The organism is Streptomyces sp. NPDC093568 (genome assembly GCF_044764945.1).
Taxonomy (GTDB): Bacteria; Actinomycetota; Actinomycetes; order Streptomycetales; family Streptomycetaceae; genus Streptomyces.
The window spans coordinates 455,004-481,762 of the sequence record NZ_JBIWJD010000004.1; the positions used below are offsets into that span (position 1 = coordinate 455,004).

At 71.5% G+C, this 26,759-nt stretch carries 21 protein-coding genes; 7 read left to right on the plus strand and 14 right to left on the minus strand.

The window, feature by feature from the left end:
* Positions 1 to 40 precede the first annotated feature (40 nt).
* Complete coding sequence (locus ACIRD7_RS19460; protein ID WP_403454612.1) at positions 41 to 3,064, plus strand: glycoside hydrolase family 3 protein; 3,024 nt, start codon at positions 41 to 43, stop codon at positions 3,062 to 3,064.
* 103 nt (positions 3,065 to 3,167) lie between these two features.
* Positions 3,168 to 4,508: a hypothetical protein gene (locus ACIRD7_RS19465; RefSeq protein WP_403454616.1), complete on the plus strand. Its 1,341-nt coding sequence runs from the start codon at positions 3,168 to 3,170 to the stop codon at positions 4,506 to 4,508.
* 78 nt (positions 4,509 to 4,586) lie between these two features.
* On the opposite strand, the gene ACIRD7_RS19470 is transcribed toward ACIRD7_RS19465, so the two are convergent.
* The 5 genes from ACIRD7_RS19470 to ACIRD7_RS19490 form a co-directional block, all read right to left on the minus strand.
* A complete protein-coding gene (locus tag ACIRD7_RS19470; protein WP_403454618.1) occupies positions 4,587 to 5,732 on the minus strand; it encodes an RNA polymerase sigma factor in 1,146 nt (381 codons plus the stop codon).
* A complete protein-coding gene (locus tag ACIRD7_RS19475) occupies positions 5,725 to 6,147 on the minus strand; it encodes a YciI family protein (protein ID WP_403454621.1) in 423 nt (140 codons plus the stop codon). The genes ACIRD7_RS19470 and ACIRD7_RS19475 overlap by 8 nt, the downstream gene beginning before the upstream one ends.
* A gap of 192 nt (positions 6,148 to 6,339) precedes the next feature.
* On the minus strand, positions 6,340 to 7,122 hold the full coding sequence (locus tag ACIRD7_RS19480) for a serine protease (protein WP_403454623.1): 783 nt from the start codon (positions 7,120 to 7,122) through the stop codon (positions 6,340 to 6,342).
* 193 nt (positions 7,123 to 7,315) lie between these two features.
* Positions 7,316 to 8,500 carry a Cmx/CmrA family chloramphenicol efflux MFS transporter gene (locus ACIRD7_RS19485; RefSeq protein WP_403454625.1) on the minus strand — a complete coding sequence of 395 codons (1,185 nt, stop codon included), beginning with the start codon at positions 8,498 to 8,500 and terminating at the stop codon, positions 7,316 to 7,318.
* Between the two features lie 104 nt (positions 8,501 to 8,604).
* Positions 8,605 to 9,585 carry a DMT family transporter gene (locus ACIRD7_RS19490; RefSeq protein ID WP_403454628.1) on the minus strand — a complete coding sequence of 327 codons (981 nt, stop codon included), beginning with the start codon at positions 9,583 to 9,585 and terminating at the stop codon, positions 8,605 to 8,607.
* Positions 9,586 to 9,661: 76 nt separating this feature from the next.
* Here ACIRD7_RS19490 and ACIRD7_RS19495 point away from each other — a divergent pair, with 76 nt between their 5' ends.
* Together ACIRD7_RS19495 and ACIRD7_RS19500 are read left to right on the plus strand one after the other, a co-directional pair.
* Complete coding sequence (locus ACIRD7_RS19495) at positions 9,662 to 10,282, plus strand: TetR/AcrR family transcriptional regulator (protein WP_403454631.1); 621 nt, start codon at positions 9,662 to 9,664, stop codon at positions 10,280 to 10,282.
* Positions 10,283 to 10,335: 53 nt separating this feature from the next.
* Positions 10,336 to 10,905, plus strand: a complete 570-nt coding sequence (locus tag ACIRD7_RS19500) for a YdeI family protein (RefSeq protein ID WP_403454634.1) — start codon at positions 10,336 to 10,338, stop codon at positions 10,903 to 10,905.
* A 42-nt stretch (positions 10,906 to 10,947) separates the two neighbouring features.
* Here the strand turns inward: ACIRD7_RS19500 and ACIRD7_RS19505 are convergent, their stop codons facing one another.
* Complete coding sequence (locus tag ACIRD7_RS19505; RefSeq protein WP_403454637.1) at positions 10,948 to 11,502, minus strand: YceI family protein; 555 nt, start codon at positions 11,500 to 11,502, stop codon at positions 10,948 to 10,950.
* Between the two features lie 133 nt (positions 11,503 to 11,635).
* Here ACIRD7_RS19505 and ACIRD7_RS19510 point away from each other — a divergent pair, with 133 nt between their 5' ends.
* From ACIRD7_RS19510 to ACIRD7_RS19520, 3 genes are all read left to right on the plus strand, one after another.
* Positions 11,636 to 13,960, plus strand: a complete 2,325-nt coding sequence (locus ACIRD7_RS19510) for a polysaccharide lyase 8 family protein (RefSeq protein ID WP_403454640.1) — start codon at positions 11,636 to 11,638, stop codon at positions 13,958 to 13,960.
* 154 nt (positions 13,961 to 14,114) lie between these two features.
* Positions 14,115 to 15,698, plus strand: coding sequence for an acyl-CoA carboxylase subunit beta (locus ACIRD7_RS19515; RefSeq protein WP_403454643.1), 1,584 nt, complete (start codon positions 14,115 to 14,117; stop codon positions 15,696 to 15,698).
* A gap of 46 nt (positions 15,699 to 15,744) precedes the next feature.
* Complete coding sequence (locus tag ACIRD7_RS19520) at positions 15,745 to 15,939, plus strand: acyl-CoA carboxylase subunit epsilon (RefSeq protein ID WP_369273619.1); 195 nt, start codon at positions 15,745 to 15,747, stop codon at positions 15,937 to 15,939.
* Positions 15,940 to 16,151: 212 nt separating this feature from the next.
* On the opposite strand, the gene ACIRD7_RS19525 is transcribed toward ACIRD7_RS19520, so the two are convergent.
* The 8 genes from ACIRD7_RS19525 to ACIRD7_RS19560 form a co-directional block, all read right to left on the minus strand.
* On the minus strand, positions 16,152 to 16,733 hold the full coding sequence (locus tag ACIRD7_RS19525) for an ATP/GTP-binding protein (RefSeq protein WP_026248371.1): 582 nt from the start codon (positions 16,731 to 16,733) through the stop codon (positions 16,152 to 16,154).
* Positions 16,714 to 17,292, minus strand: coding sequence for a DUF742 domain-containing protein (locus ACIRD7_RS19530; RefSeq protein WP_388642165.1), 579 nt, complete (start codon positions 17,290 to 17,292; stop codon positions 16,714 to 16,716). Before ACIRD7_RS19530 ends, ACIRD7_RS19525 begins: the two co-directional genes overlap by 20 nt.
* Positions 17,293 to 17,387: 95 nt before the next feature.
* Complete coding sequence (locus tag ACIRD7_RS19535) at positions 17,388 to 17,801, minus strand: roadblock/LC7 domain-containing protein (protein ID WP_004983065.1); 414 nt, start codon at positions 17,799 to 17,801, stop codon at positions 17,388 to 17,390.
* Between the two features lie 10 nt (positions 17,802 to 17,811).
* Positions 17,812 to 21,057 carry a nitrate- and nitrite sensing domain-containing protein gene (locus ACIRD7_RS19540; protein WP_403454647.1) on the minus strand — a complete coding sequence of 1,082 codons (3,246 nt, stop codon included), beginning with the start codon at positions 21,055 to 21,057 and terminating at the stop codon, positions 17,812 to 17,814.
* A gap of 388 nt (positions 21,058 to 21,445) precedes the next feature.
* Entirely contained in the window at positions 21,446 to 22,021 is a 576-nt protein-coding gene (locus ACIRD7_RS19545; protein ID WP_030051303.1) for an ATP/GTP-binding protein, read from the minus strand.
* A complete protein-coding gene (locus ACIRD7_RS19550) occupies positions 22,002 to 22,400 on the minus strand; it encodes a DUF742 domain-containing protein (RefSeq protein WP_003997626.1) in 399 nt (132 codons plus the stop codon). The genes ACIRD7_RS19545 and ACIRD7_RS19550 overlap by 20 nt, the downstream gene beginning before the upstream one ends.
* A gap of 113 nt (positions 22,401 to 22,513) precedes the next feature.
* The gene (locus tag ACIRD7_RS19555) at positions 22,514 to 22,927 is read right to left on the minus strand and encodes a roadblock/LC7 domain-containing protein (RefSeq protein WP_005479910.1); all 414 of its coding nucleotides are present in this window, start codon (positions 22,925 to 22,927) and stop codon (positions 22,514 to 22,516) included.
* Between the two features lie 9 nt (positions 22,928 to 22,936).
* On the minus strand, positions 22,937 to 26,674 hold the full coding sequence (locus tag ACIRD7_RS19560; RefSeq protein ID WP_403454650.1) for a nitrate- and nitrite sensing domain-containing protein: 3,738 nt from the start codon (positions 26,672 to 26,674) through the stop codon (positions 22,937 to 22,939).
* Positions 26,675 to 26,759: the final 85 nt, after the last annotated feature.

Below are 26,759 nucleotides of genomic sequence, written 5' to 3' on the forward strand. Positions count from 1 at the left end.
GGTAAGTCATAAGTGGACCATGAGAGTCGAGGGACGTTCCATGCGAAGAACCGCCCTGCTCGTCTCCGCCGCCCTCTGCACCACCCTGCTCCCGCTGACCGCCGCCGCCCCCGCGACCGGCGCCGCCGAACCCGCCCCGGTGCCCGTGGACCGCTTCGAGGGGGAGGTGCCCTTCGCCCGTCCGCCCGCCGAGGGCCTCTTCACGTGGGGCGGCGACAACGACGACCCGCCCACGCTCGAGCTGACCGCCCGCGACGACGCGCCCGAGGGCGAGAAGGTCCTCACCGGCGGCTACGACATCAGCGGCTACGGCGGCTTCACCCACGACTTCGCCTTCGCCGAGCCCGCCCACGACTGGTCCGCCCACAAGGGCGTCCGGTTCTGGTGGGACGGCCGCGACAACGGCAAGAAGATCGCCTTCGAGCTGAAGGACGGCGGGGCCAACGGCGAGGCCTCCGAGCTGTGGACGACCTCCTTCACCGACGACTTCAGCGGCTGGAAACAGATCGAGCTGCCGTTCACCGACTTCACCTATCGCACGGACTACCAGCCCGTCGGAGGCATCGACCAGATCCTCGGCCTCACCGAGACCTGGGGCTACTCCGTCACCCTCCCCGTCGGGGTCAAGGGCGAATTCGCCATGGACGGAGTCGAGTTGTACGGCCGGGCCGACCCGTCGCTGCGCGCCTTGGTCACCACCGACGCCGCCGTGTACCCGGTGCGGGAGGGCGGCACCGCGGCCGTGCGGATCGCGGTCGCCACCACCGGCTCCGCCCCGCTCGACGAGCCCGTGACGGTCACGTACGAGACCGCGGCCGGCACGGCGGACGCGGGCAAGGACTACACGCCGGTCAGCGGCACGGTCACCTTCCCCGCGGGAACCGCCTCCGGCACCTCGCGCACCGTCCGCGTCCCCACCCTGAAGGACGGGTCCGCCGAATCCGCCGAGACGATCCCGCTGAGGCTGACGGTCACCGGCGCCAAGGCCCCCGCCGACACCCCGCAGGTCGTCGTCGACGCGCACGGGCTGCCGTATCTGGACAGCGGGCTGCCGGTGCAGCGGCGCGTCGCCGATCTCCTTTCCCGCATGTCCCTCGCGGAGAAGGCCGGCCAGATGACGCAGGCCGAGCGCGGCGCCCTGACGAACGCGGGTGACGTGGCCGCGTACGACCTCGGCTCGATCCTGTCCGGCGGTGGTTCCACGCCGACGCCCAACACCCCCGAGGCCTGGGCGAAGATGATCGACGGCTTCCAGCTGCGGGCGCGGGCGACCCGCTTCCAGATCCCGGTGATCTACGGCGTCGACGCGGTGCACGGCCACAACAACCTGGCCGGCGCGACGATCCTGCCGCACAACGTCGGCCTCGGCGCGACCCGCGACCCGGACCTCGCCCGGCGGGCCGGCGCGGTGACGGCCGCCGAGACCCGGGCCACCGGCATCCCCTGGGACTTCGCGCCCTGCCTGTGCGTGACGCGGGACGACCGCTGGGGACGGGCGTACGAGTCGTTCGGTGAGGACCCGGCCCTCGTCGACTCCATGGAGACGGTCATCCAGGGCCTCCAGGGCGCCGCGAACGGCAGGGACCTCAAGGACGACGACAAGGTCCTCGCCACCGCCAAGCACTTCGTCGGCGACGGCGGCACCGGCTACGGCTCCTCCACCACCGGCACCTACACCATCGACCAGGGCGTCACCAAGGTCACCCGGCAGCAGCTGGAGGCCGTCCATCTGGCGCCGTACGAGAGTGCCGTCGACCGCGGGGTCGGCACGGTCATGCCGTCGTACTCCTCGCTCGACCTCGTCGGCGACGGCCGGGGCCCGGTCAGGATGCACGCCCGCGCCGACATGATCAACGGGGTCCTCAAGGACCGCATGGGCTTCGACGGCTTCGTCATCAGCGACTGGAACGGCATCGACCAGATCCCCGGCGACTACGCCTCCGACATCCGTACGTCGGTCAACGCCGGCCTCGACATGATCATGGCCCCGTACGCCTTCCGGGACTTCCACACCACGCTCGTGAAGGAGGTCGAGGCCGGGCGGATCAGCCAGGCGCGGATCGACGACGCCGTGTCCCGCATCCTGACGCAGAAGTTCCGGCTGGGGCTCTTCGAGAAGCCGTACGCCGACACGAGCGGCGCGTCGCGGATCGGCTCCGCCGGACACCGGGCCGTGGCACGGGAGGCCGTCGCCGAGTCGCAGGTGCTGCTGAAGAACAGCGGCGGCGTCCTGCCCCTGCGCGGGTCCCAGAAGGTGTACGTCGCCGGATCCAACGCCGACGACATCGGCAACCAGAGCGGCGGCTGGACGATCACCTGGCAGGGCTCGTCCGGCGACATCACGCCCGGCACGACGATCCTGGAGGCCATGCGGAAGAACTCCGCGGCGCTGACCTACTCCAAGGACGCCTCCGAGCCCCTGACCGGTCACGACGTCGGAGTGGTCGTCGTCGGCGAGACCCCGTACGCCGAGGGCGTCGGGGACGTCGGCAACGGTCATGACCTCCGGCTGAGCGCCGCCGACGAGCGGGCCGTGGACAAGGTGTGCGGCGCGATGAAGTGCGCGGTGCTGATCGTCTCCGGGCGCCCGCAGCTCATCGACGACGAACGGCTGTCCGGGATCGACGCCCTGGTCGCCTCCTGGCTGCCCGGCACCGAGGGGGACGGCGTGGCAGACGTCCTCTACGGCAGGCGGCCCTTCACCGGGCAGCTCCCCGTGAGCTGGCCGAAGAGCGAGGCACAGCTGCCGATCAACGTGGGCGACGCGTCCTACGACCCGCGCTTCCCCTACGGCTGGGGCCTCACCACGCTGACCAAGGTGCCCGAGGGCGGCGCCACGACCCTCAAGGCGCTCGGCGTCGCGGCCCGGGCCGCCGAGAAGGCGGGGGCGGCGGAGGCGGGCCGGGTGCTCGTCACCAAGGCGCGGCTGATCGTCCAGCGTGCCGCCGGGAACTCGATGAGCGAGGCGGTGGCGAAGCCCTTCGCCGAGGCCGACCATCTGCTGCTGACGGGCCGGTACGGGGCGGCGGTGGAGAGGCTGAGCGCGGCGTACCGCGCGGCCTGAGCCGCCGTACGGCACGCGGCGGGACGCCGTCCGGCGCCGGTCCCGGGGCGATTGCGGCCCCGGGACCGGCGCCATTGCCCGGCCCATCAGGTAGCGTCGAAGTATGAGGACTCCGCTGTTGAGGGGCCTCATGCGCTCGCTGATCGTGCCGGTCGCCGCGGCAGCCGCGGTGTTCACGGCCGGCGCGCCCGGCGCACATGCGGCCACGGACCTGTCGCAGGTCGGCGAGGCGCTGCGGGACGGTCCCGTGTACGTGGACCCCGCCGCCTCGGACCAGCTGTCGTCGTCGGACGCCGAGGCGCTCGCCGACAAGATCGAGGATGCCGACAAGCCGGTCTTCGTCGCCGTGCTCCCGGCCGACCAGCCCACCGGGAACCTCCTGTTGAACCTCCGTACCGAGACCGGTGTGACCGGCCTGTACGGCGTCCGGGTCGGCGACCGCTTCGACGCGGCGGCCGACGCCTCCGTGATGTCCCGGCAGGCGGTGGACAACCTGGTCGCCTCGGTGCGGTCGGCCGGCGATCCCAAGGCCCAGCTGAACGACTTCGTCGACGGGGCGCTGCGCAACGTGGGCGGCACCGCGCCCGCGAGCTGGAGCGACGGCGGCGGCACGGGCGTGGACGCCGGCGGCCTGATCGCCGTCGGAGCGGTGGTCGTGGCGGGCGGCGCGGGCGCGTACGCCCTCGTCCGGCGCAACCGGCTGCGCCACGAGCGGGAGCAGCGGGCGGGGCTGGAGAAGCTGCGGGTCGTGGTCGACGAGGACATCACCGCCTTCGGCGAGGAACTGGACCGCCTGGACTTCCACCCGGCCGAGCCCGGCGCCGACGACGCGATGCGCGCGGACTACGAACGCGCCCTCGACTCCTACGACCAGGCGAAACGCCTGATGGACTCCGCTCGCAGACCGGAGGACGTCAAGGCGGTCACGCAGGCCCTGGAGGACGGCCGGTTCTCCCTCACCCAGCTGGCCGCCCGCCGGGAGCACCGGGCCCTGCCGGAGCGCCGGCCCCCGTGCTTCTTCGATCCGCGGCACGGCCCGTCGGTGTCCGACGAGACCTGGACACCACCCGGCGGCACCGCCCGCGAGGTCCCGGTGTGCGCGGCCGACCGCACCCGGCTGTCCGAGGGCCGCGACCCCGTGGTCCGTGAGGTCGACACCGAGTACGGCCGCCGCCCCTACTGGGAGGCGGGCCCGGCCTACGGTCCCTGGGCCGGCGGCTACTTCGGCGGCGGCCTCCTGCCCGGCCTCCTCGTCGGCACCCTGCTGGGCTCCCTGATGGCGACCCCCGCCTACGCGGCCGACTACGGCGCGGGCTACGGCTACGGCGCCGGCGGTTACGAGGGCGGCGACGTCTCCGGGGCGGACTTCGACGGCGGGGACTTCGGGGGCGGGTTCGACGGCGGCGGGTTCGGCGGCGGGGACTTCGGCGGGGGAGGGTTCTGACCTGCCCTTGAGGTAATGGCACTGATCACCTGCTCATCGTCGACGCCTACGGCCTCCGCTCCGGCGGACGGGTGCCGGTCAGTGGCGCAGCCGCGCGTTGAGCCGGGCGGCCTGGCGTGTCAGGTGGTCGCGTTCGGCCAGGTTGGGGGCCTTCCGGGCGGCCTCGGCGTACAGCCGTGCCGCCGTCGTGAGATCGCCGTCGCGCTCGTGGAGATGGGCCGCCACCGCGGTGTGGCGGGGCAGTGAGTCGTCCAGTGCCGCGAGCGCCGCGAGCCCGGCGCGCGGTCCGTCGGCCTCCCCGACGGCCACGGCGCGATTGAGCCGGACGACCGGGTTGTCGGTGAGGCGCGCGAGCTCGTCGTACCACTCGACGATCTGCACCCAGTCGGTCTCCTCCGCCCTGGGCGCGTCGGCGTGCAGGGCCGCGATGGCGGCCTGCGCCTGGAACTCGCCCAGCCGGTCGCGCGCGAGGGCCGCCTGAAGGATCTCGACGCCCTCCGCGATCGCCGCGGTGTCCCACCGGCCGCGGTCCTGCTCGGCGAGCGGTACGAGGCTGCCGTCGGGAGTGGTCCGGGCGGCGCGCCGGGCGTGGTGGAGCAGCATGAGGGCGAGCAGGCCCCGGACCTCGGGGTGGTCGATCGCGGCGGCCAGCTGCCGGGTGAGCCGGATGGCCTCGGCGGCGAGGTCGACGTCGCCGGAGTAGCCCTCGTTGAAGACCAGGTAGAGCACGCGCAGCACGGTGGCGACATCCCCGGGCTGGTCGAACCGTACGCCGGACACGGTGCGCTTGGCCCGGCTGATGCGCTGGGCCATGGTCGCCTCGGGCACCAGATAGGCCTGGGCGATCTGGCGGGTGGTGAGCCCGCCGACGGCGCGCAGGGTGAGCGCGACCGCCGACGACGGCGTCAGCGACGGGTGGGCGCACAGGAAGTAGAGCTGGAGCGTGTCGTCCACCGAGGAAACGGGCCCGGGCCCCGGCTCCTCGTCGACGCGCTCCTCGCGCCGGCGGCGGGAGGCGTCCGCCCGGGTCGCGTCGAGGAACTTGCGCCAGGCCACGGTGACCAGCCATGCCTTCGGGTCCCGGACGGGTTCCTCGGGCCAGACGCGGACCGCCTCCACCAGGGCGTCCTGTACGGCGTCCTCGGCCGCCGCGAAGTCGGCTCCGCGGCGGACGAGGACGGCGAGCACGCCGGGCGTGAGGCTCCGCAGCGGAGCCTCATCCATGGAAGTCGCACTCCGGGACGGTGGGCGGCGCGCTCAGGAACGGGCGCAGTTCGAGCCACTCGTGGATCGGCTTCCCGCCCGCTCCGGGCGCTGCCGACAGTTCCCCGGCCAGCTGGACGGCGCGCTCGTGGCTGTCGACGTCGATCACCATCCAGCCGGCGATGAGGTCCTTGGTCTCGGCGAACGGGCCGTCGGTGACGGGCGGGCGCCCCTCACCGTCGTACCGGACCCAGGTCCCCTCGGGGGCGAGCGCCTGGCCGTCGACGAACTCGCCGGTCTTCTCCAGCCGGGCCGCGAAGTCGTTCATGAACTGCAGGTGGGCCGAGATCTCCTCGGGCGTCCACTGGTCCATCGGTACGTCGTTCACCGCCGCCGGGGCGCCGCGGTAGTGCTTGAGCAGCAGGTACTTGGCCATCGTGGTCTCCTCGGTGCTGTGCGGCCCATTGTGGTCGCGCTCACCCCTGGGACGGAGCCGGACACCGGCTCTCGACATCGCCGTCAGAATTTTTTCGGACGGGTCGTGGAGGGGGACGTTCGCGGCACGGGACGGGCCCGGCGTCCGAGGACACCGGGCCCGTGAAGACGGCAGGTCAGAGCTGCCGGGAGGTCAGAGCGAGGACGCCGCCGAGGCGATCGCGGAGGCGAAGGTGGAGACCTCGGTGTAGACACCGGGTGCGTTCGGCCGGGCGCAGCCTATGCCCCAGCTGACGATGCCGACCTGGATCCAGGCGTTGTTCGCGTCGCGGCGGAACATCGGGCCGCCGGAGTCGCCCTGACAGGTGTCGACGCCGCCCGAGGGCAGACCGGCGCAGATCTCCTCGTTCGCGACGAGGCCGCTGTAACCGCTGTAGGAGCGGCACTGGGCGTCGCTCATGAACGGCACGTTGGCCTTGAGCAGGTAGCGCTGCTGGGCGCCGCCCTCGGTGGCCGCGCCCCAGCCGGCGACGGTGAAGGTGCCGGTGTTGTACTGCGTGGTCGTGGCGATCTTCAGCGTCGGCAGGTTGATCGGCTGGGCGAGCTTGATCAGCGCCCAGTCCTTGCCGGTGCCGTTGTAGCCGGGGGCCCGGTACACGTACGTGGAGCGGACCTGCACCCGGCCGCTGGTGGACTGGAGGTCCACGACGCCCGCGGTGGCGGTGATGGAGGTGTTGGCGCCGGTCGAGCCCACACAGTGCGCTGCGGTGAGCACGATCTGCTGGGTGTAGAGCGCGCCGCCACAGCCCATGGAGAGCCGGACCATGAACGGGAACTCGCCCTGGCTGGCACGGGTTCCGCCGACGACGCGCGAGTCGGCGGCGTGCGCGGCCGAGACGGGCTGAAGGCTGACGATCGCGAGAGCGGCGGCGCCGAGGGCCGCGCATCTCTTGAGCGCGGTGAGGAGCTTCTTCAACGTGATGCCTTCCGTGGGGGGTTGGACACACGAACGTGGAAAGAGCCTGAAATGTCGGGAGCATGCCAATCAGGGGGAGTGAGCTTCTGATGACATGCGCCGGTCAATTCCTTTGCTGGATTATGGGAATCCTGTGACCGCCCCCACAAGGGGTGGATTCCGGCCATGTCCGTTCAGGAGCGGCAGGCGGCGGTCACGCCGACGGCGATGCCCGCACCGGACGCCCGCCCGCGCGCCCTTCCCGCCGGCCGCCGACGCAGCCCGCGACCACGAGCGACAGCGCCACCAGTACCGCGCTCACCCACAGCGGCGCCCGGTAGCCGTACCCGGCCCCGATCGCCGTACCGCCGAGCCAAGGCCCCAGGGCCGCGCCCACGTTGAACGCGGCTGTCGCGAAACCGCCTGCCAGCGTGGGCGCGCCGGGCGCGGCGTAGAGGGCTCGGGCGATGAGCGTGGAGCCGACCCCGAAGGACAGGGCGCCCTGGACGAGGACGAGTCCGAGCGTGACGGCCGGCGTGCCGGCGCCGAGTGCCAGGGCACCCCACCCGAGACACAGCGCGCCACCGCCCCACGCGAGCACCGCGCCCGCCCGGCGGTCGGCGAACCGCCCGCCGAGCACCACCCCCACGAACGCCCCCGCGCCGAACAGCGCGAGCACGACGGGCACCCACCCGCTCTCCAGCCCGGTCACCTTGGTGACCAGGGGCGCGAGATAGGTGAAGGAGCAGAAGGTGGCCCCGTTGACGAGTGCGCCCAGCACGAGCGTCACCTGGAGCCGGGGGCTGCGCAGCGCGCGCAGTTCACCGCGCAGCGCGGGCCGCTCCGCGTCGGCCGCACCGCCGGGAACGGACCGCGCCACGGCCGCGACGGCGGGCAGGGACACCAGCACCACGGCCCAGAACGCCGCACGCCAGCCCCAGAGTTGGCCGAGCAGCGCCCCCGCCGGCACGCCCACCACGCAGGCCAGTGTGACCCCGCCGAGCAGGACGGACGTGGCCCGCCCCTTGGCCTGCGGCCCGGCCATCGCCGCGGCCGTGACGAGGGCGACGGCCAGGAACCCGGCGTTGGCGAGCGCCCCGACGACGCGGGTGACGACCAGCACCCCGAAGCTGTCGGTCACCGCCCCCAGGACATGGACGGCGAGAAACACCCCCAGGAAGCCCAGCAGCGCCCCGCGCCGCGGCCACCGCCGCGCGAGTCCGGCCACGAGCGGCGCCCCGGCCACCATCCCCACGGCGAACGCCGAGGTGAGCGCACCGGCCGCGGGCACGGAGACCCCCAGATCCCGGGCGATGTCCGGCACCAGCCCGGACAGCATGAACTCGGACGTCCCCTGTGCGAACACGGCGACGCCCAGCAGAAGAAGAGCGAACGGCATGAAGAAACTCCGCAACCCGAAGTCGAGGTCGAAAACGGCACGTGGAACGGCCGTCCGGCGGCGGAGTGGCCCGGCAGCGGAAGGAAGCGCAGATCAGCTGGACGTCACGGGCGGCCACCGGAGAGCCGGTGGCCGGAGTCTGGAGGCTTCGGGGCTGGACACGCAGGCAGGTTACGCACGCCCCCGCGCGCGGGGCCACCGGATTTCGAGCGGGGCCCACCGCCCTCGCCCCGGTGCACGACAACGACGGCGGCGAGGCCGACGGCCAGTCCCACACCGGTCCGCACGCCGAACGGCTCACCGAACATCAGCGCTCCCCACACCGCCGTGACCGGCGCCATGAGGAACATGAGCGTATTGACCCGGGTGACCCCGGAGCGCCGCAGAATGATCCAGTACAGCCCGTACCCGCCGAACGTGGGCAGCGCGACGAGCCAGCCGATCGCCGCCCAGAACCCGGCCTCGGCGGGCGGCGCGGCCGCTCCGGTGCTCAGCGCCGACACCGAGAACAGCACGGCGCTGGTGGCGCAGTGGACGGTCATCGCCACCCCGGGCGGGACCGGCGTCCGGGAGCGGCTCTCCAGGAACGTGGCGGCCACCAGCGAGAGCATGCCGAGGAACGGGACCCCATAGGCCCACGCGGCGACGCCCGTCGCCGCCCCCGCGTCGGCCGCGGTGACGATGACGACGCCGCCCACCCCCAGCCACAGACCGAGCCACTGCCGGCCGGAGACGTACTGCCGCAGCAGCGGCCCGGCCAGCGCACCGGCGACGAGGGGCTGGACCCCGTCGATCAGGGCCGTGGTGCCGCTGGAGACGCCGAGCTGGATGGCGTAGTAGACGGTGAGCAGATAGCCGCTCTGCGACAGCACCCCGATCGCGGCCTGCCGGGCGACGTCCCGCGCGGTCAGGCCCCGCCACGACGCGCGCCACACCAGGGCGGCCACGACGGCGAGGATCACGGCGAGCGGCAGGAAGCGCCACATCAGGATCGTGACCGCGGGCGCGCTGCCCGCACCGAGTTTGGCGCCGATGAAGCCGGAGCTCCAGCACAGGACGAAGGCGAGGGACAGCAGTGCGTGCACGCCAACCACATCCACTAGACAGATCGGTTTACCTGGCTCGCACCACCAACTATACAGATCGGTATACTCTTGGGTCATGGGCACCTCAGCGACCCCGCAGCGCGTCACGATGACGCGTGCCGCACGGCGCGTCCTGGAAGCCGCCGAGCGGCTGTTCTACGAGCGCGGCATCCACGCCGTGGGCGTGGATCTCATCGCCGCGGAGGCGGGGGTGACCAAGAAGACCCTCTACGACCGCTTCGGCTCCAAGGAGCGGATCGTCGTGGAGTACCTGGCCGGCCGCGACGAGCGCTGGCGGGCCTTCCTCGCGCGGTACCTCGACGACCACCTCGGCGCCGAGGTGGCGACACCGAGGGCGCGTGTGCTGGCCGTGTTCGACGCCTCCCGGGCCTGGTCGGCGGAGTACGGCTCAAAGGGCTGCAGCATGGTCAACGCCCACGCCGAGATCAGCGACCCGGCCCACCCGGCCGTCCCGGTCATCGCCGGGCAGAAGCAGTGGATGCTGGCCCTGTTCACCCGCCTGGCCGGGGACATCGCCCCGGACGACGCGGACCGCCTCGGCCGCACGCTCATGCTGCTGCACGAGGGAGCCCTCGTCGCCCACGGCCTGAACGTTTTCCCGGACCCGATCGCGCACGCCCGCGACCAGGCGGCAGCGCTCGTGGACGAGGCTACGGCCGAGCGCGGGCTCACCTAGGCCGCGATCCATATAGGTCAGGATCTGACCGCCACCGCGCCTACCGTGCCCCCATGAGCGCCTCCGACGACACGGCCCCCCTCGCCTTCGCGACCGTCGCCGCCCTCGATGCCTGGCTGACCGAGCACCCGGCCCCGCATCCCGGCCTCTGGATCAAGGTCGCCAAGAAGGGCTCCGGCATCCCCTCCGTCACCGCCGACGAGATCAACGACGCGGCCCTGTGCCACGGCTGGATCACGGGGCAGCGCAAGGGCCTCGACACGTCGTCCTACGTCCAGCGGATCACCCCGCGCAGGCAGGGCAGCCTCTGGTCCATGGTCAATGTGCGGCGAGTGGCGGAACTGACCGCCGAGGGTCGCATGCACCCCTCGGGCCTCGCCGAAGTGGCCGCCGCTCAGGCGGACGGGCGCTGGGAGGCGGCGTACGAGTCGCAGAGCAGGGCGGAGGTGCCGCAGGAGCTGAGCGTGGCACTGGAGGGGGATCCTGACGCGAGGGCGGCGTTCGAGCGGCTCGGCCGGACCGAGCGCTACCAGCTCATGCTCGGCCTGCTGCAGGCCCGGACCCCTCGTGCCCGTGCGGCGCGCGTCGCCGCGATCCTGCGGGAACTGCCGAAGCGCCGGTGAGCGGGGCGGCTCACCGGCGCTTCGGGCTTCGCGGAGGAGGCGTCAGGCGTTCTTGATCGCCGAGATGTCGAAGTTCAGCTTGATCTTGTCCGAGACCAGCACGCCGCCCGTCTCCAGCGCGGCGTTCCAGGTCAGGCCCCACTCGGAGCGCAGGATCTCCGCCTTGCCCTCGAAACCGACGCGCTCGTTGCCGAACGGGTCCTTCGCGGCGCCGTTGAACTCCAGGTCGATGCTGATCGGCCGGGTGGTGCCGAGAATCTCCAGGTCGCCGGTGATGCGGTAGTCGTCACCGCCGAGGGACTCCGCCTTGGTGGAGCGGAAGGTCATGGTCGGGAACTCGTCGATCTTGAAGAAGTCCGCGCTCTTCAGGTGCCCGTCGCGGTCGGCGGACCCGGTGTCGATGCTCTCCATCTTGACGTCGATCGAGGCGGCGGACGCGGACGGGTTGGCGCCGTCCAGGTGCAGCGTGCCGCTGAAGTCGGTGAACTTGCCCTTGACGTTGGTGACCATGGCGTGGCGCACGGTGAAGCCGATCGTGGAGTGGGCCGCGTCGATCGTGTAGTCGCCGGTCAGTGCGGTCAGGTCGAGGTTCGCCATGATGTGCTCCCTAGGTGTGATGTTGAATCTTGAACTACACCAACGCGACAGACCGTAGACCTATTCCGTACGAGTTTCAACATCCCTCGCCGAGTGTTGGCGCGATCACCCCGAGGTGGTAGATGCCCAGGGCATGACCTCTCCGCGCACAGGGCTCACCGGACCCACCCGCCGAGCCGTTCTGCTCGCGGCGGCGCTCCTGGCCACGGCCGCGCCCGCCCGCGCAGCGAGCGCCGATCCGTACGCCACCCTCCGCCGCCGCTGGCTCGACATCGCCCTCGGCACCGGATACGACCCGGCCGCCGAGCCGTACGCCTCCCGCCTGGTCGAGACCGGCACCCTCGCCCGCGGCTTCCGCGCGACCATGGCCCCCACCTCCACCTCCCTGTGGCCCGGCCACCCCTACGACCCGCCCGCCGGCATCACCCAGAGCTACAGCCGCCTGTGGACCATGACCCAGGCCTACGTCCAGCAGGGCACCGGTTCCACCGCGGACCCGGGTCTCCTCGCCGATGTCCTGCGCGGCCTCGACCATCTCTCCGCCACCGTCTACAACCCCTCCACCACCCGATACGGCAACTGGTGGGAATGGCAGATCGGCAGCCCGCGGCTCCTGACGGACATCACGGCCGCCCTGTACGACCACCTCACCGACGCCCGGATCGACGCCGCCTGCGCGGCCGTGGACCACTTCGTCCCGGACGCGGTGCTCGCCGACTACTCCGGCACCTCCACCGGCGCCAACCGCGTCGACCTGTGCCGCAGCGTCGCCCTGCGCGGCATCCTCGGCCGGACGCCGGCGAAGATCGCCCTCGCCCGGGACGCGCTCTCCCCGGTCTTCCCGTACGTCACCCGGGGCGACGGCCTCTACGCCGACGGCTCGTTCGTCCAGCACACCTGGGTCGCCTACTCCGGCACCTACGGCCAGGTCCTCCTCGACGGCCTCGGCCGCCTCTTCGCCCTGCTCTCCGGCTCCGAGTGGGAGGTGACCGACCCCGGCCGGCAGATCGTCCTCGACAGCGTCGAACGCGCCTACGCGCCCCTCATCCACGACGGTTTGGTGATGGACGGCGTCAACGGCCGTGCCATCAGCCGGGGTTACCTCAAGAGCGACGACCGCCAGGTGATGCGGAGCGACCACTACCACGGGCAGGGGATCATCGCCGCGATCGCTCTCCTGGCGGGCGGCGCGAGCGCGGCGGAACGCGAGCGCTGGTACGGCCGTGCCAAGGGATGGATCGAACGGGACACCGTCACCCCCGTCCTGACGGCTCGTCAATTCGGTGTCGCCGATCTCGCCCGGCTCCACGCGGTCGCCGACTCACCCGTCGCCGCCGCGCCCGAACCCGCCGGCCACCACCTCTTCGCCGCGATGGACCGGGCGGTGCACCGCCGCCCGCGCTTCGTCGCGCACCTCGCCATGGCCAGTGACCGCATCGCCCACTACGAGTGCGGCAACGGCGAGAACCCGCGCGGCTGGCACACCGGCGCCGGAATGCTCTCCTGGTGGGCCGACGGCCTGGGGGACCAGTACACCGACTGGTACTGGCCGACCGTCGACTGGTACCGCCTCCCCGGCACGACCGTCTCCACCCGCCGCCTCCCCGACAAGGCCGGCGGCGAGTGGGGTGCGCCCAAGCCGGCCGTGCGCTGGGTCGGCGGCACCACCGACGGCGAGTACGCGGCGATCGGACAGCACCTGAAGGGGCTGGGCTCGACGCTCGTGGCCCACAAGTCGTGGTTCTGCGTCGACGACGCCGTCATCTGCCTCGGTGCCGGGATCACCTGCGCCGACGGCGTCCCCGTCGAGACCGTCGTCGACAACCGCAACCTGGGGGAGGGCGGCACCCCGGCCCTCGTACGCGGCCGGGGCTGGGCCCACCTGGCCGGCCACGGCGGCTGGGTGGTGCCGTACGGCACCCTGCGCACCCTGCGCGAGGACCGCACCGGCGCCTGGGCCGACATCAACACCGCCGGCACGACCGAGCGCCGCACCCGGCGCTGGCAGACCCTCTGGCTGGACCACGGCACCGACCCGACGGACGCGACCTACCTCTATCTACTCATGCCCGGCGCCCAGCGCGGTGAGGTGGCCGCCCGCGCCGTCGACCCGGGCCGGCCGCAGGTCCTCGCGAACGACAGCGAACGCCAGGCGGTGCGCGTCCCCTCCCTGGGCCTCACGGCGGCCAACTTCTGGCAGTCGGGCACGGCCGGCTCGCTGACCGCCTCCGCCGGCGCGAGTGTGATGGTCCGCCGGCGGGGCCGTACCGCTACGCTCTGCGTCAGCGAGCCGCCGCGCACCGGCGAGCCGCTGGAGATCACCTGGGACCACCCCGTACGGCGGGTCCTGCGCGCCGACGACTCGGTCGAGGTCCTCGCGACAGGACGCCGACTGAGGGTCCGTGTCACTCCGGGGATGGTATGCGCGACCCACCGATGTGAGGTGGCTCTCGTGTGACGCCTTTGTGCGACCCCCACAACCCGCAAGCCCCCTGAGCAGTCGGAAAGGCTGCATGCGGCCATGGTTCTGTTCAGTGGCACCAGGAAATGGGTCCGGAGACTGTACGGAGTCAACGGCTCGCTTTCCGACGCGTCCTTCGTAAGGTCACTACATGACCGTTTTGGATGAGGCACCGGGTGAGCCGATCGACGCGCGCGGACGGACGGCCGAGCTGCACGAGATCCGTGCGCAGGCGCTGGCCGGCCCGAGCGAGAAGGCGACCGCGGCGCAGCACGCCAAGGGCAAGCTGACCGCCCGGGAGCGCATCGAGCTGCTGCTCGACCCGGGTTCCTTCCGCGAGGTCGAGCAGCTGCGCCGGCACCGGGCCCAGGGCTTCGGCCTGGAGGCCAAGAAGCCGTTCACCGACGGTGTCATCACCGGCTGGGGCACGGTCGAGGGCCGCACGGTCTTCGTGTACGCGCACGACTTCCGCATCTTCGGCGGCGCGCTGGGCGAGGCCCATGCCACGAAGATCCACAAGATCATGGACATGGCCATCGCGGCCGGTGCCCCGCTGGTCTCCCTGAACGACGGCGCCGGCGCCCGTATCCAGGAGGGCGTCTCGGCGCTCGCCGGCTACGGCGGCATCTTCCAGCGCAACACCAAGGCGTCCGGCGTCATCCCGCAGATCTCGGTCATGCTCGGCCCCTGCGCGGGCGGCGCGGCCTACTCGCCCGCCCTGACGGACTTCGTCTTCATGGTCCGCGAGACCTCCCAGATGTTCATCACCGGCCCGGACGTGGTCAAGGCGGTGACGGGCGAGGAGATCACCCAGAACGGCCTGGGCGGCGCCGACGTGCACGCCGAGACCTCCGGCGTCTGCCACTTCGCGTACGACGACGAGGAGACGTGCATCGCGGAGGTCCGCTACCTCCTGTCGCTCCTCCCGCAGAACAACCGCGAGAACCCGCCCCGGGTGGAGTCCTCCGACGCGCCCGACCGCCGCAGCGAGGTGCTCCTCGACCTGGTTCCGGCGGACGGCAACCGGCCGTACGACATGGCCAAGGTCATCGAGGAGATCGTCGACGACGGTGAGTACCTCGAGGTCCACGAGCGCTGGGCGCGGAACATCATCTGCGCGCTGGCCCGCCTCGACGGCCAGGTCGTCGGCATCGTGGCCAACCAGCCGCAGTCCCTCGCGGGCGTCCTGGACATCGAGGCGTCGGAAAAAGCTGCGCGCTTTGTCCAGATGTGTGACGCTTTTAACATCCCGATCGTCACTTTCCTGGACGTCCCCGGGTTCCTTCCGGGCGTCGACCAGGAGCACGGCGGCATCATCCGCCACGGCGCGAAGCTGCTCTACGCCTACTGCAACGCGACCGTGCCGCGGATCTCGCTGATCCTGCGCAAGGCCTACGGAGGTGCCTACATCGTCATGGACAGCCAGTCCATCGGCGCGGACCTCACGTACGCCTGGCCGACGAACGAGATCGCCGTGATGGGCGCGGAGGGCGCGGCCAACGTCATCTTCCGCCGCCAGATCGCGGAGGCCGAGGACCCCGAGGTCATGCGGGCGCGCATGGTCAAGGAGTACAAGTCCGAGCTCATGCACCCCTACTACGCGGCCGAGCGCGGCCTGGTCGACGACGTGATCGACCCCGCCGAGACCCGCGAAGTACTCGTCAAGTCCCTGGCGATGCTGCACACCAAGCACGCCGATCTGCCGTCCCGCAAGCACGGCAACCCCCCGCAGTAACCCACCGGTACCACTGCGGAAACCTCATCCACGGAGACTGACACCCATGAACCTCCCTGACATCCGCGTCGAGAAGGGCCACGCCGAGCCCGAGGAAGTCGCCGCCATCACGGCGATCCTGCTCGCTCGCGCCGCCGCCCAGCCGACCGACGCCGCCCCGGCCCACCGCGGCCGCGCCAAGGCCGGCTGGCGCCGCCTGGAGCGCGAGCCCGGCTTCCGCGCCCCGCACAGCTGGCGCTGACGCCTGTAACGCTTGTACGGCCCCGTTCTCCCGTCGGGAGGGCGGGGCCGTAGGCATGAGGCGCTCAGGAGCTCGGGGGGTGCTGCCTCGCGGGCGGCTGCGGGCGGTCGTGGGCCGTTCGCGCCCCCACTCACCCGCAGCCGCCACGGAACGAGCAACGGCCCCCGTTCCTCCCGCGAGAGGAACGAGGGCCGTGCCGAAGAGCGGGGCCGCTACCGCAGACGCGCCATCAGAGCGTGCTCCACGAGCGTGATCAGCGCGGACTTCGCGTCAGCGCGATGCCGGGCGTCCGTCGTGATGATCGGGGTGTCGGGGCCGATCTGCAGCGCCTCGCGGACCTCGTCCGGGTTGTACGGCTGGTTGCCGTCGAAGCCGTTGAGGGCGATGACGAAGGGCAGACCCGAGTTCTCGAAGTAGTCGACCGCGGGGAAGCAGTCGGCGAGACGGCGGGTGTCCACCAGCACGATCGCGCCGATGGCACCGCGCACCAGGTCGTCCCACATGAACCAGAAGCGGTCCTGGCCGGGCGTACCGAAGAGGTACAGGATCAGGTCCTGGTCCAGGGTGATACGGCCGAAGTCCATGGCGACCGTCGTGGTCGTCTTGTCTCCGGTGTGGGTGAGGTCGTCGATGCCTGCCGAAGCAGACGTCATGACGGCCTCGGTACGCAGCGGGTTGATCTCCGAGACGGCCCCGACGAACGTGGTCTTGCCCACGCCGAAGCCACCCGCCACCACGATCTTCGCCGAGGTGGTGGAGCGGGAAGGACCGCCGCTAGAGCTTGCGAAGTCCACTGAGCACCCTTTCGAGCAGTGTCACGTCTGGCTGGCCGCCGGCGTTCTCGTCGCCGCCGGGCTGATGGATGGCGACCAGGCCCGCCTCCGCCAAGTCGGCGACGAGGATCCTGGCCACGCCGAGAGGGATCGTCAGGAGGGCGGAGACTTCCGCCACCGACTTGATCTCGCGGCAGAGGTTGCAGATCCGCTGATGCTCGGGCAACTGGCCCTGCATCTGGTGCGGCTGCGCGGTGGTGTGCACCAGTGCCTCGATGGCGAGCTGGTAGCGCGGGCGCGTCCGGCCGCCGGTCATGGCGTACGGGCGCACCAGGGGGTTGTTCGACGCCCCGGCGGGCGCCGGCTCAGGGGCGCGTCGCTGCGGCTGCACCGGCTGGATACGCGGCGCCGGCGGCTGGTCGTACGGCGAGGGTCCGGGACCCTGCGGGGCGTACGGCTGCCGCTGGCTCGGTGCGGAGGGGAAGTTGTAACGGTTCGGGTTCTGGGAACCGTCGTTCTGGCCCTGGCCAGGACCGTACGACCAATTACCCGACGACGAACCGCCTGGGGGTGTTGCCACTCTCTCTCCTCCTCCGACTGTGCCTGGCACCCATCATGTGGAGCCGCGTCCCGAAACCTTACGGCCACGGGACGCCAAAACGCACCGACTGTCTGTTAGTTGAGCAGGCTGCCTTGGAGCTCCGCACGCAGATCCGGCGTCAGGACCGTACCGGCACGGTCGACCAGAAGCGCCATCTCGTACCCAATGAGGCCGATGTCCGCCTCGGGGTGTGCGAGAACCGCGAGCGACGAACCGTCGGAGATGGACATGATGAACAGGAATCCCCGCTCCATCTCCACAACCGTCTGGTTCACGCTGCCGCCCTCGAAGATGCGGGAGGCGCCTGCCGTCAGTGACGTCAGACCGGAGGCGACGGCCGCGAGCTGGTCGGCGCGGTCGCGCGGAAAGCCTTCGGACATCGCCAGAAGGAGTCCGTCGGCGGAGACCACCACCGTGTGCGACACCCCGGGGGTGTTGTCCACGAAATTGGTGATCAACCAGTTCAGGTTCTGTGCCGCCTGGCTCATCGGGCTCACACTAACGCTCCTGGTTGTAGGTGCTGTCAGGACCGAAGCCCTGGCCGTTCGTTTCACTTCCCGCACTGCGACCCCGCTGGACACCCCGGCGCAGGTTGCTCAGCCTGCCCCGGACGTCCTCGGGAGCGCGGGAGACCTGTGGGCCGCCCTGGGGGGTGGCTTCGGCGGCTCCCTGGACCAGGTTGGCCTTCGGGACCCGCCGCGGCAGGCCGGAGGAGGTGACCCCGCCCGCCTTGGGCTTCCGGAGTGCGGAGGCCTGCTGCCAGCGCTCGTCGTTCTGCGAACGCCAGCTGTCGCCGTTGCTCTCCGGTGTGGGGGCCGGTGCCGGTGCTTCCTGCCGCGCGGGCCGTGCGCCGTTCGTACCGCTCGCCGCGGCTCCGCGACGGGGAAGCCCGGCGTCGGTCAGCGCGTGGCCGGCGGCGGGGGCCGGTCCCGGACGGTCGAAGCCTACGCGGTCACGCTCGTCCACGTCACCGGCCTGCGCGGATTCCGCTTGCGGAGCGTACTGGTCCGGGTAGCCGCCCTGGTACTCGTCCTGCTGCGGCCAGTCGTCCTGGTGGCGTCGCTGCTCGAAGGCCGGGAAGGACTCCGGTGCCGACTGCCGTCCGGCCGCGGGCTCCTCACGAGCGGGCTCCGGATAGGACGGCTCGGGGTAGCCGCCGCCGGACGAGAAGGTGTCGTCCCGCGACAGGCCGCCGTTCGGCGCGTAGTACGTGTCGTCGTACGCCTGGTGCTGCTCCTCGTACGAGGGCATCTGCTGCTCGTCGTACGCCGCCTGCTGCTGCTCCTCGTACGCCGGCTGACGGTCGTACGCCGAGGGCTGCTCGGCGTAGCCGTTCGCGCCGTTGTCGTAGGAGGGCTGGGCCGGGAAGTCGTCCGCGTAGGCGGGCGCCTCGGGGCCCTCCAGGGCGGGCTGGCCGTGGGCCTCGGCCTCCAGGGCCGCACGGCGCTCCTCGCGCATCAGCGAGCGGCCGACGGGGTCCAGGTCGCGGAGGTCGTCCGGGACCTGGGCGTAGCGGGTGTCGTCGAAGCCGAGCTCGGCCGCCGTACGCATCGGCTGGCTGAAGTTCTCACCCTGGAAGCTCTGCTCCGGGATGATCTGCGAGACGGTGAACTCGTCGTGGGCGGGCTGCTGCTCGCCGCCGCCACCGTGGGTGATGGCGTCCGGCAGCATGACCAGCGAGGTGGTGCCGGCCTGCTCGCCCGAGGGCCGCAGCTGGACGCGGATGCCGTGCCGGTCGGACAGCCGGCCGACCACGAACAGGCCCATGCGCTGGGATATCGCGGCGTCGACGGTCGGCGGGTTGGCCAGCTTGTGGTTGATGTCCGCGAAGTCCTCGGCGGTGAGGCCGATGCCCTTGTCGTGGATCTCGATCATGACCCGACCGTCGGGGAGACGGGTGGCGGTCACGCGAACCTTGGTCTGCGGGGAGGAGAACGTCGTCGCGTTCTCCAGCAGCTCGGCGAGCAGGTGCACGAGGTCGGTCACGGCGCGGCCGTGGATCTCGGCCTCCGGGACGCCGGAGAGCTCGATGCGCTCGTACTGCTCCACCTCGGAGGAGGCGGCGCGCAGCACGTCGACCAGCGGGACCGGCTGGTCCCAGCGGCGGCCGGGCTCCTCGCCGGCGAGGACCAGGAGGTTCTCGCCGTTGCGGCGCATACGGGTCGCGAGGTGGTCCAGGCGGAAGAGGTTCTCCAGCTGGTCCGGGTCGGCCTCGTTGTTCTCCAGGTCGGTGATCAGGGTCAGCTGGCCCTCGATCAGCGACTGGTTGCGGCGCGAGAGGTTGGTGAAGATCGCGTTGATGTTGCCCCGCAGCAGGGCCTGCTCGGCGGCGAGCCGGACGGCCTCGCGGTGGACCTGGTCGAAGGCGCGGGCGACTTCGCCGATCTCGTCGCGGGTGTTGATCGGGATGGGCTGCACGCGGGTGTCCACGCGGCCCGGGTCGGTGCGCGAGAGCTGGTCGACCAGCATCGGCAGGCGCTGCTCGGCGATGCCGAAGGCGGCGTTGCGCAGCTGGCGCATCGAGCGGGACATCTGGCGGGCGACCATGCCGGCCAGGATGAACGCGGCGAGCAGGGCGACCACGACGGCGGCACCGGTGATCAGGGCGTCGCGCTTGGCCTCGTCGGCGATGTTGGACGCCTCGTTCACCGCGGTGTCGGCCAGGTCGGACTCGATCTGCTGGTACGCGCTGTACTTGAGGGTGTTGACCGCCCACCAGTTCTCGGCGGTGATGCCCTTCTCGGCCAGCGCGGCGCGCTCGCTCGTGTCCGTGGACTGCAGGCCGCCGATGCCCTTGACCATGTCGGTGGGCTTGGCCGGCGGCGGGACGTAGTCCGGGTTCTTGGCCGCGGCCTCCTTGGCCATGGCCGCGCCCTCGGCCCTGATGTCCGCCTCGGCGTCCTTGAGCTTCTGCGCGTCGGCCTCGGTGCCACCGCCCTTGTACTCCTCGACGGCGATGCCCTCGAGGTAGGCGTACGAGGAGAGGGCGACCCGCTGGCTGGCGAAGCTGGCCGGCGTCGGGCCGGGCTTGACCAGCAGGTGCATGCCGATGGAGCGCTGCAGCGACAGGGCCGCCTTGGTGAGCTCGATCGCGTAGACGGTACGGCCGTAGGAGGTGATGTTGCCGGTACCGAGACCGAGCTCGTTGGCGAACTCCGTCAGGGGGTGCGCCACCTCGACGTAGCCCTCTTCGGTCTGCACGCCGGTGAGCTTGGAGGTGTAGGCCGCCGCCCGCAGGTTCGCGAGCTTCGGCTCGGCCTCGCGGAACAGCCTCAGACGGCGCTCCAGGCCGGGCTTCGGCGGCATGTTCTGCGCGGCCACGTCGAACTCGTCGGCCGCCTTGTCCGTCTTGCTGCGGAGCGCGGTGACGGTCGGGTCGTCCTGGCCCTTGCCCTGGAGCAGGGGGGCGGCGGAGGCGTCACGTTCGTTGTAGAGCGCGTCGGCGTAGTTCAGGGAGGCCCGCACCAGACGCGCGGTGCTCTCCGCGTCCTCGGCCTCCTGCCAGGTGTCGATCGAGCTCTTCACCTGGAAGCCGCCCATGACGAGGCCGACCAGCACGGGTATGAGCAGGATCGCGTTCAGCCGGGTCGGCACGCGCCAGTTGCGCGGGGAGAGACGGCCGCCGCTCGGCGCGGGCGCCGCCGTCGGTTCCGATCCGGGCACAGGGGCGGGCGCCGCTCCGCGCGGCGGCGGGGTGAAGTTGCCCCGGGCCGACGGCTCGGGACTGTTCTTGCTTCGCCTCACTCGACCAACAACCTTCCGGCGGGGTCGGCACCTACGTATGTGCCGCTGTGTCTCAGAGCCCAGTTCGCCATCGAGTACGTGCTACTGCTGAGTACGTCTTTGACTATTGGGCAGTTCTCGCATTCCAGCACGTCGGCCTGCGCTCTTCCAAACAGTGGAAGGATCGGATTCCGAGCGATGTAAGCCCTAGATAAAACGGTCATAAAGAGCGAGCCCCGTCAAAAGACGGGGCATTTGTGAACGCAGCGACACCGCTTGACCGCGACGAGTGGCCATACCACCCGATTCCTCTGCCGAAACGTTATGAACAACGAAGCCGACCGTGTCAAAGGCCACAGTCGGCTCCGGCACAACTACGACAACTGCCGTATGACGCTGCCGACTTGATCTACCGCAGCCGTGCCATCAGGGCGTGCTCGACCAGTGTGATCAGCGCGCTCTTGGCATCGGCACGGTGCCGGGCGTCGGTGGTGATGATCGGCGCGTCCGGACCGATCTGCAGCGCCTCGCGCACCTCGTCGGGCGTGTAGGGCTGGTGCCCGTCGAAGCCGTTGAGGGCGATGACGAAGGGCAGCCCGCTGTTCTCGAAGTAGTCGACCGCGGGGAAGCAGTCGGCGAGACGGCGGGTGTCCACCAGGACGACGGCGCCGATGGCACCGCGCACCAGGTCGTCCCACATGAACCAGAAGCGGTCCTGGCCGGGCGTACCGAAGAGGTACAGGATCAGGTCCTGGTCCAGGGTGATACGGCCGAAGTCCATGGCCACCGTGGTGGTGGTCTTGTCACCGGTGTGCGTGAGGTCGTCGATGCCCGCGCTCGCGGACGTCATGACGGCCTCGGTGCGCAGCGGGTTGATCTCCGAGACGGCGCCGACGAACGTGGTCTTGCCCACGCCGAAGCCACCCGCCACCACGATCTTGGCGGATGTGGTCGCCCGGCCCGGTTCAGAGCTTGCGAAGTCCACTGAGCACCCTTTCGAGCAGCGTCACGTCCGGAGCGCCGCCGTTGTTCTCGTCGCCACCCGGCTGGTGAATGGCGACCAGGCCGGCCTCGGCGAGGTCCGCGACCAGGATCCTGGCCACGCCCAGCGGCATGGACAGCAGCGCGGAGACCTCGGCGACCGACTTCACCTCACGGCACAGATGGCAGATGCGCTGGTGCTCGGGAAGGAGCCCCATGAGCGCTGCCGGGTCGGCCGTGGTGCTGATCAGGGCCTCGATGGCCAGCTGGTAGCGCGGCCGGGTCCGGCCGCCGGTCATCGCGTACGGACGGACCAGCGGCTGGTCGCCCTCATCCTCGTACGGCTCCGCGTACGGATCATGAGAGGCGGTGGGCGGGGTCATGAATCCTCCGGGCTGGGACAGCAAGTCGGTCATTCAAGCCGTCTGGTAAGGGCCAGTGGGGGGATTGTGGCGGCCGGACGGTGATTTGGTGAGACGGGTTGGATCCGGGGCGATCAGTGGAGCAGACTGCCTTGGAGCTCGGCGCGCAGGTCGGGCGTGAGCACCGCGCCCGCGCGGTCGACCAGCAGCGCCATCTCGTAGCCGACGAGGCCGATGTCGCATTCGGGGTGTGCCAGGACGGCGAGGGACGAGCCGTCCGAGACGGACATGAGGAAGAGGAATCCCCGCTCCATCTCGACGACGGTCTGAGCCACGTCGCCGCCCTCGAAGATCCGGGACGCTCCCGCTGTCAGAGACGTCAGACCCGACGCGACGGCCGCCAGCTGGTCGGCACGGTCGCGGGGGAAACCCTCCGACATCGCCAGCAGCAGACCGTCGGCGGACACGACGACGGTGTGGGACACACCCGGGGTGTTGTCCACGAAGTTGGTGATCAACCAGTTGAGGTTCTGTGCCGCCTGGCTCATCTGGCTCAACTAACGCTCCTGCTGGTGAGTGGGGCTCGGGAAGCTGCCGGTCTGGCCGGTGCCGGCCTGGCGACCCTGCGCGATACCCCGACGGAGATTGGTCAGACGGCCGCGTACGTCATCAGGCGCACGCGAGACAGCCGGACCGGATTGGTGCTGTTGCTGCTGAGCCGTACCCGCGACGAGGTTCGCCCTGGGCACCCGGCGCGGCAGGCCGGAGGTGGTGACACCGCCCGCGGCCGGCTGCCGGACGCGCTCCGCCTGCCGAACGAGATCGTCGTTCGGCGAGGTGCGCCAGGCGGTCGACTGGGGACGCTGAGGGGCGGAGGGGGCCTGCGGCCGCTCCGCGGGGGCCGGCGGCTCGTGGTGCGGAGCCTGGGCCGAGCCGTTGGCGCCGGGCCGGCGTTCCTGCTGACCGCCCTGGGCGCCGTGGAACCAGTTGGTCTCCAGCGTGTCGTACAGCGGCGTACGCCCGTCGCCGGGACCGGTCGCCGGCGGCAGGGCCTCGGGCTCCTGACGCGTCGGACGCTGCTGCGGACGCGGCGGGACCGGGGGCTGCGCCGGGCCGACGAGGCCCGAGTTGCCGCCGTAGCTGCCGTTGACCTGGGGCCGCTCGAACTGGCCGGTGGACTCCGGGTTGCCACGGCCGGGCAGCGAGTGCTGACCGGTCGAGCTGCCGTCGTACGCCTGCGGTACGGAGAACTGGCCCGTCTGCGACGGGTTGTTCTGCCCGCCCTGGGTGCCGAAGACATCGGGGCGGACGAACTGGCCGGTGTTCTGCTGCCCGTTCGCACCGGGGTTCTGCGGTCCGCCGGCGCCGGGGCGGGCGTACTGGCCCGTGTTCTGGGAGTTGTAACCGCCGGGGGCCGGGGCGTCGAAGTCCTGGCGGGCGAACTCCGAGGTGGAGCCGGGGCCCTGGCGGTCGTCGACGCGCGGCATCCGGGAGGTCTGCGAGGGGTCCTCGTCGTGTCCGCGCGGGGTGTCGAGCGAGGCGCGCGGCACCGGCGGCTGCGCGTTCTCGTCGCTCCAGCTGGGACGGGAGGGCTGGCCGGCGCCCGGCAGCTCGGCACGCGGACCACCGCGCGGCGGCAGCTGCGGCTGGCGGCCACGACGGCCCTTCTCACCACCGGGGGGCGGCGACTGCGGCGCCGGCCGGGACTGCTGGCCCTGACCACGGGAGCCGCCGAAGGCGTCCTGGCCCCCGCCGAACCCGTCCGCGCCCATGCCCGAGGCCTGCATGCCCTGCGGCGCACCGGGGGCCTGGCCACCGTAGCCCGCGCCGGCCGGAGCCGGCCGGCCCTGCGACGGAGCGCCGGGACCGCCCTGCGGCCCGCGCGGCGCGCCCGGTCCACCCGGCATCCCGCCACCGTCACGTCCGGGCAGCGCGGCCCGCGGTCCCTGACCGCCACCGAGCAGGCCCCCGCCGGAGGCACCGGCACCGAGCGCACCGCCCGGCGCACCCGCGCCGAGGGAGCCGCCACCGGCCTGGGCCTGGCGACGGGCGGCAGCCGCACCCGCGGCGGCCTGCGCGGCGGCCGGACCGCCGGAGGCACCCGGGCCGTTCGGGCCGGGCTTGCCGGCAGCGGGCTTCTTGCCGCCCTGGGCGACGTCGACGGGCAGCATGACCAGCGCGGTCGTACCACCGGAGTCGGACGGACGCAGCTGGATGCGGATGCCGTGGCGCTGCGAGAGTCGACCGACCACGAACAGACCCATGCGGCGGGACACCGAGACGTCCACGGTGGGCGGCGAGGCGAGCCGCTCGTTGATCGCCGCGAGGTCCTCGGGGGAGAGGCCGATACCGGTGTCGTGGATCTCGATCAGCACACGGCCGTCGGGCAGCGCGTGACCGGTGACCTTGACCTTGGTCTGCGGCGAGGAGAAGGAGGTCGCGTTCTCGAGCAGCTCGGCGAGCAGGTGCACGAGGTCGTTGACCACGCGGCCGGCCACTTCGGTGGTCGGCACGGAGGCCAGCTCGATGCGCTCGTACTGCTCCACCTCGGACGCCGCGGCACGGAGCACGTCGACCAGCGGGACCGGGCGGGTCCAGCGGCGGCCGGGCTCCTCACCGGCGAGGACGAGGAGGTTCTCACCGTTACGGCGCATACGCGTCGCGAGGTGGTCGAGCTTGAAGAGCGAGGACAGCTGGTCCGGGTCGGCCTCGCGGGACTCCAGTTCGGAGATGAGCGAGAGCTGACGCTGGATGAGGCCCTGGGAGCGGCGCGAGAGGTTGGTGAACATCGCGTTGACGTTGCCCCGCAGCAAGGCCTGCTCGGCGGCGAGGCGGACCGCCTCGCGGTGCACGTCGTCGAAGGCCGCGGCCACCTGGCCGATCTCGTCCCGGGAGTGCACACCGACCGACTCGACGGACGTGTCGACGTCCTGCGGGTCGGACTCGGAGAGCTGCTTGACCAGCTCGGGCAGGCGGTCCTGGGCGACCTTGGTGGCGGTCTCCTCCAGGCGGCGCAGCGAGCGGATCATGGAGCGGGCGACGACGAAGGCGCCGACCAGCGAGACACCGAGCACGAGCAGGATGAGCGCACCGGAGATGATCGCCTCGCGCTCGGACTCGTTGCGCAGCTCGCGGGCCTTCTGCTCCATCTCCTCCAGCAGCGTGGTCTCGATGGCGCGCATGCCCTGGAGCTTGGTGGTGCTGTCGTCCACCCAGTCCCGGTACGACCGCTTGTCCAGCGACTGCAGACCGGTGTCGGAGCTGAGGGCGCGGCTGGCGTAGGTGTCGCTGGCCTTGATCGTCGGGTTGCCCTCTTCGATCGACTTCAGCAGGTCGGCCGCGGCCTGGGTGCCGTAGATGCTCCGGAAGCTCTTGAGCTCGGAGCGCTGGCTCGCCAGTGCCGAGTCGGCGTACAGCCGGTCGTTGTCGGAGAGGTTGCCGAAGGTGTCGTTGTTCGCCGGCAGCGCGGCCGCGAGGACGGCGCGCTGGATGGAGGCGTACTCCTTGGCGGTGGAGAAGGCGGCCAGGGCACGCGTGCTCTGGATCATCTCCGGGTTGCTGGTGGCCTCGGCCATGTCCTGCGAGAGGCCGAGCAGGTTGGTGATCAGCCGGTGGTAGGCCTCCACCGTCTGCGTGGAGTTGTCCTTGGCCTCGTAGGCGGTGTTGCGGATCTTGGCGATGTCGCTCAGGTCGCCGACCAGCTGGACGAGGTTGTCACGGACGCCCTTGAGGTTGCCGTCCGAGCTGTTGTCGTCGATCTCCTCGGACGCCTCGACGAAGCTGTCCATGGCCCGGTCCGTCTTGTCCCGGTAGCCCTTGACCGTGTAGTCCGTCGCCTTCGCGCCGTGCGCGAGCGGACCGGCGGACTGGTCGCGCTCCTCCTGGAGGGCGGCGGCGAGCTCGGTGGCCCGCTTGGTCATGTCCGTCAGCAGCCGCATGTTGTCGAGCTGCTGGATGTCGTCCATGTTGTCGCTGATGCGCAGGGCACCCAGCGAGGTGGCCGCGACCACCGGGAGCGTCAGCAGCGCGACGAGGCGCGTGGAAATACGCCAGTTGCGCAGGGCTATTCGCGAGCCGGGGCCCACGGTGCCCTTCGGCGGCTTCTTCGTCGGCGGTGTGGTGGGGTTCGCCGCACCCGGGGACGCGGACACGGCGGGGCGCCCGGAGCGCTCACCGCCGTCGACCGTCTGAACCGGGCCCGGGTTCTGGGCGTGCTGGGGCGAGGGACCTCGGTCGGCCCCGCCGTGCTCCGGCTCCGCCGAAGCGCTGCCATCCCTCTTGAAACGTCCCTGCACTAGCGTCGCAACCTCTGGACCAGGCGCCCCTCCGCGCGAGCGGACGGACACGGTGTCGGCGTAGTAGGGAGCGTCCTGAACACGC